General features: G+C 72.8%; 11 protein-coding genes and 1 riboswitch. Of the genes, 6 read left to right on the forward strand and 5 right to left on the reverse strand.

Going from position 1 to position 11,152, the window contains the following annotated elements:
- From LQV45_RS10380 to thiD, 5 genes are all read left to right on the forward strand, one after another.
- The coding region (locus LQV45_RS10380; protein ID WP_230006944.1) for a D-alanyl-D-alanine carboxypeptidase family protein at positions 1–1,360 on the forward strand (1,360 nt) is incomplete at its 5' end.
- A 120-nt stretch (positions 1,361–1,480) separates the two neighbouring features.
- On the forward strand, positions 1,481–2,830 hold the full coding sequence (locus tag LQV45_RS10385) for an HNH endonuclease signature motif containing protein (RefSeq protein ID WP_230006945.1): 1,350 nt from the start codon (positions 1,481–1,483) through the stop codon (positions 2,828–2,830).
- A 43-nt stretch (positions 2,831–2,873) separates the two neighbouring features.
- Positions 2,874–2,965, forward strand: a riboswitch (TPP riboswitch).
- Positions 2,957–3,748, forward strand: coding sequence for a hydroxyethylthiazole kinase (gene thiM / locus LQV45_RS10390; RefSeq protein ID WP_230006946.1), 792 nt, complete (start codon positions 2,957–2,959; stop codon positions 3,746–3,748). (Overlaps the previous riboswitch by 9 nt.)
- Positions 3,745–4,386, forward strand: a complete 642-nt coding sequence (gene thiE / locus LQV45_RS10395) for a thiamine phosphate synthase (RefSeq protein WP_230006947.1) — start codon at positions 3,745–3,747, stop codon at positions 4,384–4,386. The genes thiM and thiE overlap by 4 nt, the downstream gene beginning before the upstream one ends.
- Positions 4,383–5,816 carry a bifunctional hydroxymethylpyrimidine kinase/phosphomethylpyrimidine kinase gene (gene thiD, locus LQV45_RS10400; protein WP_230006948.1) on the forward strand — a complete coding sequence of 478 codons (1,434 nt, stop codon included), beginning with the start codon at positions 4,383–4,385 and terminating at the stop codon, positions 5,814–5,816. Before thiE ends, thiD begins: the two co-directional genes overlap by 4 nt.
- A gap of 102 nt (positions 5,817–5,918) precedes the next feature.
- On the opposite strand, the gene LQV45_RS10405 is transcribed toward thiD, so the two are convergent.
- From LQV45_RS10405 to LQV45_RS10425, 5 genes are all read right to left on the reverse strand, one after another.
- Positions 5,919–6,101 carry a DUF5302 domain-containing protein gene (locus tag LQV45_RS10405; protein ID WP_138177538.1) on the reverse strand — a complete coding sequence of 61 codons (183 nt, stop codon included), beginning with the start codon at positions 6,099–6,101 and terminating at the stop codon, positions 5,919–5,921.
- A 181-nt stretch (positions 6,102–6,282) separates the two neighbouring features.
- Positions 6,283–7,206, reverse strand: a complete 924-nt coding sequence (locus LQV45_RS10410) for a DnaJ domain-containing protein (protein ID WP_230006949.1) — start codon at positions 7,204–7,206, stop codon at positions 6,283–6,285.
- A gap of 309 nt (positions 7,207–7,515) precedes the next feature.
- The gene (locus LQV45_RS10415; RefSeq protein WP_230006950.1) at positions 7,516–8,040 is read right to left on the reverse strand and encodes a hypothetical protein; all 525 of its coding nucleotides are present in this window, start codon (positions 8,038–8,040) and stop codon (positions 7,516–7,518) included.
- Positions 8,037–8,909 carry an LssY C-terminal domain-containing protein gene (locus LQV45_RS10420; protein ID WP_230006951.1) on the reverse strand — a complete coding sequence of 291 codons (873 nt, stop codon included), beginning with the start codon at positions 8,907–8,909 and terminating at the stop codon, positions 8,037–8,039. Before LQV45_RS10420 ends, LQV45_RS10415 begins: the two co-directional genes overlap by 4 nt.
- A 7-nt stretch (positions 8,910–8,916) precedes the next feature.
- Entirely contained in the window at positions 8,917–9,981 is a 1,065-nt protein-coding gene (locus LQV45_RS10425; RefSeq protein ID WP_230006952.1) for an enoyl-CoA hydratase/isomerase family protein, read from the reverse strand.
- Between the two features lie 87 nt (positions 9,982–10,068).
- Here LQV45_RS10425 and LQV45_RS10430 point away from each other — a divergent pair.
- A partial coding sequence (locus LQV45_RS10430) for an ABC transporter ATP-binding protein (RefSeq protein WP_230006953.1) occupies positions 10,069–11,152 on the forward strand: 1,084 nt, incomplete at its 3' end.

Below are 11,152 nucleotides of genomic sequence, written 5' to 3' on the forward strand. Positions count from 1 at the left end.
CGCCCCGGCCGCGGAACGCGTGCTCATCGGCGGGCCGATCGCCCTCACGTGGATCGATCCCGCCGCGACCACGGCGCCCCGCCCCGCACCGGAGTTCGCCCTCACCGGCCCCGCGACGCGCTCCCCCGACCTTCTGGCCGGCCGCCGCCGCCGGGCGCTACGCCCGGGGACCGTCGTCCCGCCGCTGCTGATCCTGCTCCTGGTCGCGGTCTACGCCGCGGTCACTCTGCTCTGGCCGCTGAACGCCGTACCCCCGCGCGTGCTGCCCCTCGTCGTGCAGCCGCTCGCCGCGCCCGCCGCTGCCCCGGCCTGGCCCGCCCAGGGCGAAGCCGCCGTCGCGGTGCAGGGCATGCCCGACGTGCTGTCGTCGGCGAACGCCCCCGAGTCGATCGCGAGCATCACGAAGGTCGTCACCGCCCTGCTCGTGCTCGAGCGTCTCCCGCTCGCGCCCGGCGAGCAGGGTCCGACGTACGCGTTCACCCAGGCCGACAGCGCCGACTACTGGCAGTACCGTGCGCGGGGCGAGTCGTCGCTCGACGTCCCCGTCGACGGGACGCTCACCGAGCTGCAGATGCTCCAGGGCATGCTCATCGCCTCAGCCAACAACTACGCCCAGCGCTTGGCATCCGATCTCTGGCCCTCCAACGACGACTTCGTCGCCGCCGCCGCGAACTACCTGGCCGAGCGGGGCATCACCGGCATCACGATCGTGAACCCGACCGGGATCGAAGCGGGCAACACCGCCACCCCGGCCGCCCTCATCGCCCTCGCCGAGAAGGCGCTGCAGAACCCGGTGATCGCCGAGATCGTGCGCACGCCCGAGCTGTCGCTGCCGGGCGCCGGATCGTTCCGCAACGGCAACCCGTTGCTCGCCGACCCCGGTGTCGTCGGCATCAAGACCGGGACCCTGGATGCCTGGAACCTGCTGTCCGCGAAAGACCTGACCGTGGGCACGACCACCGTCCGCGTCTACGCCGCCGTCCTCGGACAGCCGGGACCGGACTCGCGCGATCAGGCCAGTCGCGACCTCTACGCGCGCCTGGCCGAGGAGATCCAGGTGCGCACCTCCGTGCCCGCCGGAACCGCCGTCGGGCGCGTGACGACACTGTGGGGCCAGGACGTCGCGATGGTCACCGCCGAGGACGCGAGCAACGTGCTCTGGAACGGCGCGGCCGCCCAGCCGGCCACGTCGTTCGACCTCGGTGACGCGCGCGACGCGGGTGAGACCGTCGGCACGCTCGTGACCACCGGTCCGCTCGACGCCGACACCGTCGACGTGCGCCTCGAGACCGACATCGAGCCGCCGAGTCCGTGGTGGCGGCTGACCCATCCGCTCGACCTCCTGGGGCTCAACGACTGAGGGACGAGCCGGCTCCTCGCCGCGTAACACCCCTCCTCCACAACCCGGCGCGACCGCGTTCTCTCCCCCGATCGCGGACGCGCGGCATTCGATGTCGGAGGTCGTCGCTAGCATGCACACATGTCTTCTCGCCGCCCCTCCGACTCCCCCTCCACGGGCCCGACGGGCGACCCGGTAGGACTGTCCGCGGTGCTCGACGACGTGCTCCGCGCGGGAGCCGTACTCGCCGCCGCCGAAGTGGCCCGCACTCGCGCCCTCGCGGCGGCGGGGCATCTCGCTCTCGACGTGATGGCCGATCGGCGCACCCATGTCCGAGCTTCCGAGATGGCGTTGCGCGAGGTCGCGTCCGAGCTCGCTGCGGCCGAGAATCTCTCCGACCGCGGGATGCAGTCGCAGATCGACCGTGCCATGACCCTGGTCGACGATTACCCGCAGACTCTCGCCGCGTGGGAAGGCGGGGCGATCACCCGCGCCCACGTCCGCGCGATCGTCGACGTCGGCTCACCTCTCCCCGCCGATGCGCGCGGAGAGTTCGATCTGCTCGCCGTCGCAACCGCCGAGGGCCTCAGCCCCGGCCGGTTGCGATCGCGTCTCGCGGCGCTCGCCGAACGCCTATATCCGACCACGCTGACCGAACGTCACCAGCGCGGCCGTGACGCGCGGTGTGTCCGCATCGTCCCCGGGCTCGACGGCATGTCCGACCTCGTCGCGACGTTGCCGACCGTGCTCGCGGTCGGAATATTCGGCCGACTCAGTCAGCAGGCCCACGCGGTCATCGACGCACGAGACGAGACGTCCGAGTCGAACTCGGATGATCGGACCACCGCGCAGCTTCGCGCCGACATCCTCGCCGACCTCCTGCTCACCTCGGCCCCCGACGCCGATCCCACCCGTACCGACGACGGGCCCGGCATCCTCGGCAGCATCCGCGCCCGGGTTCAAGTGGTCGTCCCCGCCCTGACGATGCTCGCCCCCGGGCGTGAGAATGCCGATCCCGCCGAACTCGTGGGGCACGGCCCCCTCGACGCAGGCACCGCACGCGCTCTCGCCGAATCGACCACGCTCCCCTGGGATCGGGTCGTCACCCACCCCGTCACCGGCGCGGTACTGCACACCGACACCTATCACCGCGGCACCGCGATCGACAGGTACCTCCGCGCTCGAGACCGCCACTGCCGGTGGCCCGGTTGCACCGTTCCCGCGAACCGTGCCGAGGTGGACCACACCCACGACTACGCGCTCGGCGGCGCGACCGACGTCACGAACCTCGCCCACCTGTGCCAGCGGCACCACACGCAGAAGCAGTTCACCCGATGGAGCGTGACCCAACTGCCCGGTGGGGTCCTCCGCTGGACCAGCCCGACCGGTCGCACCTACACCGACGAGCCGCTCCCGTACTCTCCCGCCGTGCGCTTCGTCCCCGACGATCCACCTCCGCCCGACCCGGATGAACCCGCGGCACCCTTCTGAGGCCTCGCGCCGCGGTCGGGCGATGCACCGTGCTAACGTCGCCCGCAGTGACACGGGGTGCCCTTCGGGGCTGAGAACACACCCGTCGAACCTGATCTAGTTCGTACTAGCGAAGGGATGTCGCGAATGGTCGTTCGCACGTCGTCGTCTCCATCCACCGCCGCCGAGGCCCTGTCCGCGCTGCGGAACGCCCCGCCGCTCGTGCAGTGCATCACCAACGCGGTGGTGACGAACTTCACCGCCAACGCGCTCCTCGCCCTCGGTGCCTCGCCCGCGATGTGCGACATCCCCGGGGAGGCCGGGATGTTCGCCGGTGTCGCCGGGGGCGTCCTGGTGAACCTGGGCACCCCGACCGCCGAGCAGCGCGAGGCCGCGCGCGAGGCCGTCGCCGTCGGCACTCCGTGGGTGCTCGACCCCGTCGCCGTCGGTGCGCTGCCGGTGCGCACCGCGCTCGCGCACGAGCTCCTCGAGGCCGGGCCGGCGATCGTCCGCGGCAACGCGTCCGAGATCCTCGCCTTGGCCGGCGCCGGGGCCGGCGGCCGCGGCGTCGACTCGACCGACACCCCCGACGCCGCTCTCGATGCCGCCCGCGCCCTCGCGGTCCGCACCGGCGGCACGGTCGCGGTCTCGGGCGCGGTCGACCTGATCGTGGATGCCGACCGCACGGCGCGCGTGCCCGGCGGGAGCGACCTGCTGACCCGTGTCACCGGCGGCGGGTGCGCCCTCGGCGCGGCGATGGCCGCGCTGCTTCCCGGTGCCGCGCCGTTCGACGCCGCGGTGACCGCGAGCGCGATCTGGGCGGTGGCCTCCGAACGGGCCGCCGCGGTCGCGGCCGGGCCGGGCTCGTTCGCAGTGGCGTTCCTCGACGCCCTGGCGGCGATCGACCCCGCCGACCTGGACGGGCGGGTCGCGGCGTGAGCGCGGTCGACCTCCCCCTCCACCTGGTCACCGATCACCGGATGCCGTTCGCCCGCGTCGCCGAGATCGTCGATGCCGCCGCGGGCTCGGGGGCGAGCGTGATCCAGTTCCGCGACAAGACCGGGAGCGGACGCGATCTGTTCGACCGGGTACTCGCCCTCGCCGACGTCATCGCCGGCCGCGCCACGTTCGTCGTCGACGACCGGGTGGACGTCGTCCTCGCCGCCCGCGACGCGGGCGCCCGTGTCGACGGGGCGCACCTGGGGCAGAGCGACCTGCCCGTCGTCGCCGCGCGCCGCCTGCTCGGGCCGGACGCGCTGATCGGCTGGACCGCGAACACCCGGGAGCACTTCGCCGCGGCCGCCGCCCTCCGCCCGGGAACCGTCGACTACCTCGGCGTCGGGGTCATCCGCGCGACCGCCACGAAGCACGACCACCCGCAGCCCCTCGGGATCGACGGTTTCGCCGGGCTCGTGGCATCCGCTCCCCTGCCCTGCATCGCGATCGGCGGGATCGAGGTGGGCGATGTCGCCGCTCTTCGGAGGGCCGGTGCCGCGGGCGTCGCGGTGGTCTCGGCCGTGAGCGGTGCCGCGGATCCCGCGGCGGCGACGCGGGCACTGCGCGAGGCGTGGGCATGATCCCCCGTGTGCTGAGCATCGCCGGGACCGACCCCACCGGGGGTGCCGGCATCCAGGCGGATCTGAAGTCGATCGCCGCGCTCGGCGGGTACGGCATGGCCGTGGTCACCGCGCTCGTCGCGCAGAACACGCGCGGGGTGCGCGAGGTGCACGTGCCGCCCGTGGCGTTCCTCGACGCGCAGCTGCGCGCGGTGAGCGACGACGTCGAGATCGACGCGGTCAAGATCGGGATGCTGGGGTCGGCCGAGGTCGTCGCGGTCGTATCCGCGTGGCTGGGGGCCGTGCGGCCACCGCTCGTCGTGCTCGACCCGGTCATGGTCGCCACGAGCGGCGACCGTCTGCTCGACCCGGATGCCGAAGTCGCGGTGCGCACGCTCTGTCACCGCGCCGACCTCGTGACGCCGAACCTTCCCGAGCTCGCGGTGCTCGTCGGGGAGCCGGTCGCCGGCGACTGGGACACCGCCGTCGCGCAGGCCCGGTCGCTCGCCGCCCGCGCCGGCACCGCCGTGCTACTGAAGGGCGGCCACCTCGCCGGACCCGACAGCCCCGACGCCGTCGTCGATGCCACGGGCGTGCACCTCGTCCCCGGCCGCCGCGTCGCGACCCGCCACACGCACGGCACGGGCTGCTCGCTGTCGTCGGCGCTCGCGACCCTCGCCGGGCACGGCCTCGACTGGCCCGCGGCGCTCACCCGAGCGAAACAGTGGCTCACCGGGGCGCTCGACAACGCCGAGGCCCTCCACGTCGGTCACGGAAACGGTCCGATCGACCACTTCCACGAGCTGCGGCCGCACCTCGACCTGGGCGCCTCCTGGAGCGCCGAGCGGTGGGCGGCCACGGCGGCGGTGCGCGCCGACGTCGATCGGTGCGCGTTCGTGCGGGGACTGGCATCCGGAGACCTCGATCGCGCGGCCTTCACCTGGTACCTCGGCCAGGACCTCCTGTACCTGCGCGAGTACGCCCGGGTGCTGGCGCGCGCCGCGGCGCTGGCCCCGACCGCCGAGGAGCAGCGGTTCTGGGCCGCGGCGTCGGTCTCGTGCCTGGCCGAAGAGGCGGCGCTGCACGAGTCGCACGTGGATGCCACCGGCCTCGAGCCCGCACCCGACACCGTCGCTTACACCGACCACCTGCACGCCGTGTCGGCGGCCGGGTCGTACGCGGTGCTGGTCGCGGCGGTGCTGCCGTGCTTCGTGCTGTACACCGACATCGGCGCCCGCTGGCGCGGCACGTTCGACCCCGACCACGCCTACGCCGACTGGCTCACGGCCTACGGCGACGAGGTGTTCGCCGCGTCGTCAGCCGAGGCGTCCCGGATCGCGGATGCCGCCGCCCGATCGGCATCCCCGTCCGTCCGCGCCGCCATGTCCGCGGCGTACGCCCGGTCGATGCGGCTGGAGCTGGCGTTCTTCGAGGCGCCGCTGCGGGGGTGAGGCAGCGGCGTGCCGAACTCCTGAGTTTTCGCGGCGGGGCCTCCCCGGCTCGCTCGAGGGGACCTCGACCGACGCGATTCTCAGGAGTTCGGACCCGGTGGATCAGCCGCTCTTGCGGCGGAACTCCCGCTTGGTGACGGCTCCGTGCGTGCCCTGAACGGCCGAGTGACCGTCCAGGTGCGCCTGACCCGACCGCTGCTGCCCGTTCTTCTTCGCCAGGGCTTCCTTGAACTTTCGCTTCATGTCGTCGGATGCCGCGGCATCCGGGGTCTCGTCGGTACTCATGCCCCCACCCTAGGCAGGTCTGGCAAACCGGCGCAGGCCGAACGCCCCGAGCCGGCGCTGCATCCTTCGCGGTGCCGAACTCCTGAGTTCCGGCGTGTGCTCGCCCTTCGCCGCGTCGAACAGCGGAAAACCGGCCGAATTACAGGAGTTCGGCCCGGTGCCGGGCAGGGGTGTCCGCGGCTCAGACGTGGCGGACACGCTGCTGCAGCCGCGTGCGGATGTCGAACAGTTCCGTCCCGCCGACTTCGCGCGCCCCCGGGATGCCGCGACGCAACAGCGTCGTCAGCGCGCTGCGCGCGACGAGGACGACCGGGGTGCCGCGCACCTTGCCGAGGTCGGTGACGGCGTCGAGGATCGCGTCGTCGGGGAGGATCACCATCGCCCCGCTGAACCCGACGCCCGCCGCGCGGGCGATCACGCGGGCACGCGAGACGAGTTGCGTCACGGGCGACCCGATGACGTTCGGGCCCGTGACCTCGCCGCGCCGCACGCCGACGGGACCGCCGAAGTCCTCGCTCAGCATCGCGTACAGACCGCTCGGTCCGAGCACGAGGTGGTCGACCTTCTGCTCCGGGTCGAGGCCGTCGCGGTCGGCGAACACGTCGTGCCACACCGTGTACCCCATGCCGAGCTCGGCGACCAGCCGCGCGGTCTCCTCCTCGGCGAGCGCGTCGGCGAGGATGTGCCGGATGTCCGGCGGCGCCGACCGCACGAGCGCCGGGTCGTAGGGATCGGCGATGTCGACGCCGCGTCCGACCCACTCGCGGATCAGCGACAGGTACCGCTCGCGCCGCCATCCGCCGGGCTGCCCGTAGGCGCGGGCACGCGGACGCGTGTCGGGACGAGGAGGAGGGGATGCCGTGCTCCCGCCGCCCCATTCGGCGGAGGCGTGCCCGCGACCGCGGTCGTAGGCCGCGCGGGCCTCGGGCGTGCCGACGAGCTCCCACGCGCGCTGCACCTGGACGAACAGTTCGGCGTCGCCGCCGGTGTCGGGGTGGGTCTCACGCAGCCGCACACGGTAGGCGCGACGCAGGCCGTCGTCGTCGATCTCGGCCTCGACGCGGAGCACCTGATATGCCGAGAGCGACATGGGACTGTCGAACACGTCCGTCATCCGTTCTGCCGCTCGGGCGCGGCATCCTCCAGGCTAGTCGGCGCCGTCTGTGCACGGCCCGGGATCCGACCGGGGAGTCCCTGACTGCTGCACAACTCCTGCAGCTTCCGGCAGTCCGCCCGGCCGCCGCGCCAACGGACGGATGCTGCAGGAGTTGTGCGCCCATGGCCTCCACCCGGCCGCGCTCCGCCGACTGCACAACTCCGGCAGAATTGCCGGCTGCCCGCGCCGTCGGCGCCTCAGCGACCGCTCCGCAGGAGTTGTGCGGATGAGACCGGTCGCCCGCGACCGGACCCGGCGTCACCGCCGCTCGTTGCGGCGGGCGTACGCGGCCGCGTCGCGGCTGGACAGCGCCAGCAGCACGAGGATGTCGAGACTCAGCGTCACCAGCGTCGGGCCGACCGTGATCTCTTGCCCGAATTCCCACCAGCCCACGAAAGCCGTGGCGATCGAGATCGTCGACAGCAGCATGCCGATGACCCGCGCGACGTTGCTCCCCCGCAGCAGCAGGATGCCGAACACCGTCTGGATCAGGAAGACCGCGCCCATGATCCCGAGGAACAGCCCGGCGTCCACGTCGAAATCGGACAGCGTGAGCGCCGTCGGCTCGTCGGCGTCGCCACCGGCGGCCGCCGAGAGGACCTGCAGCCACGGCGGGAGATCGAAGGCGACGGTGAACGCCCACAGCAGCCCCGAAAGTGCGCGGAGCAGCACGAGCACTCCCCCGGCGACCGTCGCGCCGGGCCGACGCATCGCGGGGTCGCGCGCGACCGGCGCGGCGAGCGGTTCGAATGCCGCCCTCTTCTCCGGATGCCTCTCCCTCACGGCCGTCCCTCCGCCTCGACGTCGCGCCGTCCGGCATCCGTCCGCTCTCCGCCCGTGCGGGACTCGATGCCCCGGACGTCGAGGATCGGCAGATCGCCGTCGGTGGTAATGCTGTCGCCGCCGCCGTTGCGCGAGTGGTAGCCGGTCGAGAAGTCCCGGATGACGTCGACCGTCACGCCCGGGAGATTCCGCACGGTGTCGACGATGTGGTCGCGCTCGATGTCGGTGTCCGCGTCGATGCGGTGCGTGACTTGCAGGGTGAACAGCGACAAGCCCACGGCGCGGTCGAAGGTCCCCGCGGCCAGCCAGTCGACCCGGCGACCGCCGGGCAGCAACCAGCCGTCCGGGCACCGCCACAAGCGCACGTGGTGGCGCTGCGCCGGCGACCCCGCGACCTCCTGCTGGTAGGCGAGATCCTGCATGCGGCCGAAGAGGAACAGGGGGCTCACCGGCGCGGTCGGGTAGCTGCGTCGCGTGAGGGTGGATGCCACGATGCGCCACGACGACGCGAAACCGACGGGGTCGGCCGGGATCCACCCGGCCGCCGCCATCACGGCCTCGACCTGTGCCCGCTCCCCCTGGTAGGCGAGGTTCACCGGGTCGCCGAGCAGCCCATCGGACGTGCGGGTGCGGCCCATGAAGTAGTCGGGCACGTAGATCGCGGTGAGGATGCGATGCAACCGAGGGAGCACGAGGTAGGCGAGAAGGCCCCAGAACACCACCGCCATGACGACGCCGCCCCAGCCCAACGTGAAGGTCTGGGTGAAGCTGAGGTAGGCGAGCCAGACGGCCGCGAGACCCGCGAAGACGAAGAAGAACCCGTCGAGCAACCGCCCGATCGACCACCGCCGCTGCCCCCGTCCGCTCATCGCACGGTCACCACAGAGCCGGATCGGGGTCGAAAGCGAAGGCCTCGCCCACGCGGCCCGCGGGCAGGTCGGCGTGAGCCGACGGCGACCAGGACGGCGAGCGGTCCTTGTCGACGAGCTGCGCCCGGATGCCCTCGGCGAGGTCGGGTTGCGTCGTGGCGAACCACATCACGAGGCCGTACTCCTGCGCGAGAGCGGCGCGCAGGGACGGCAGGGTCCGCGCCCGGCGGACGGCCTCGAGCGTCACCGCGACCGCCGTCGGCGCCGAGGACTCGAGCAGATCGGCGGTCGCGTGGGCCTCGGGCTCCCAGCGCTGGCGCAGGCGGTACAGGATGCCGCCGAGGTCGTCGGCCGAGAAGGCGTCGTCGATCCACGGACGCCAGGTCTCCAGGTTCGATCGCTCGGGGCTCTCGTCGAACAGGAGCACGAGCTCGGTCGGGCTGGACGGATCGGCGCGGTACTGCAGTGCCTCGTGCAGGGCGGACAGGTGCGCGACGGGGACGAGGTGGTCCGCGAACCCGGCGTACAGCCCGTCGGCGGCATCCATCGTCGCGCCGGTCAGGCCGAGGTATTCGCCCAGACGGCCGGGAGCGCGTCCGAGCAGCCAGGAGCCGCCCACGTCGGGGGAGAAGCCGATGCGCGTCTCGGGCATCGCCAGCCGGGACCGCTCGGTCACGATGCGGATGCGGGCGTGGCCCGCGAGCCCGATCCCGCCGCCCATCGTCACTCCGTCGGCGATCGCGACGATCGGTTTGGGGTAGGTGGCGATGCGGTGGTTGAGGGCGTACTCCTCGCGGAAGAACGTGTGCACCTCGTCGACCTGCCCGGCCACGACGAAGTCGTAGAGCGCCCGGACATCGCCTCCGGCGCAGAAGCCGCGATCCCCCGCGCCGTCGAGAAGCACGAGGTCGACGTCGGAATCGTGCTCCCAGCGGTCGAGGGCGACCGCCAGCCGGCGGATCATGCCGAGGTCGAGGGCGTTGATCGCGCGCGGACGGTTCAGGGTCAAGTGACCCACTCCGCGCCAGGCTCGCGCGATCACCGCGTCGTCGTCGGATCGCTGTGCGTTCACGCTGCCACGTTACACACGCCGCGAGATGTGTTTTCGGCCTTGGATCGGGGAAGATGGGGAGAACGCCCGCCGAACGAGAGGTACTCGATGCCCGAAGGACAGGTGCTGGAATTCTCCGGGCTGACCAAGCGCTTCGGCGCGGTGTCGGCCGTCGACGGTTTGACGGCCCGTGTGGAGCCGGGCCTGGTGACGGGATTCCTGGGCCCGAACGGCGCGGGCAAGACGACGTCGCTGCGCATGCTGCTCGGTCTGGTGCGACCCACCTCGGGGTCCGCCACGATCGGCGGTCGCCGGTACGCCGAGATCGAGCGGCCGCTGCAGAGTGTCGGCTCTGCGCTCGAGGCATCCAGTTTCCACCCGGGCCGCTCGGCGGCGAACCACCTCAAGGCCTACGCCCGAGCGGCGCGTCTGCCGCTCTCGCGCGTCGACGAGGTGCTGGGGCTCGTCGGTCTCGCCGACGTCGCCGGACGCCGCGTCGGCGGATACTCGCTCGGGATGCGCCAGCGCCTGGGCCTGGCCACCGCCCTGCTCGGAGACCCGGGCGTCCTCGTCCTCGACGAGCCCTCGAACGGCCTCGATCCCGAGGGCATCCGCTGGATGCGCTCGCTGCTACGCCACCTCGCCGAAGAGGGACGCACGGTGCTGGTGTCGTCGCACCTGCTCGCCGAGGTGCAGCAGACCGTCGACGCGCTGCTGATCATCTCGCGCGGTCGCTTGGTCTTCCAGGGCGGCACCGAGGATCTCGCCGACCCCGACGAGTACTCCACGGTGGTCGACTCCCCCGACCGCGAAGCCCTGTCCCGCGTGCTCGACGAGCACGGCATCCCGTTCCAGCTGCTGCGCAACGGCTTCACGATCCGGCACGTCGAACCGATCCAGGTCGGGACCCTCGCCGCCGGCGCCGGGATCGCGCTGTCGCACCTGCAGAGCAAGGGCGCGAGCCTCGAAGACATCTTCCTCGAGCTCGTCAGCGGCGAGCGCGTGCACGCGAGCGCGGCGGGCGGGGAGGCACCCCCGGCCTCGTCGGCGGAAGAACCGGATGCCGCGGCCCCCGCGCCGCAGCCCGCGCCGGCCGCGGCTCCGGTGCCCGCGTCGGCCGCCGCCGCAGCACCCGCGTCGGCTGCTGAACCGGCCGCCCCGTCGACCGATCTGGTCGCCGTCCCCCCGGCAC

This window comes from Microbacterium sp. Bi128, assembly GCF_918698205.1.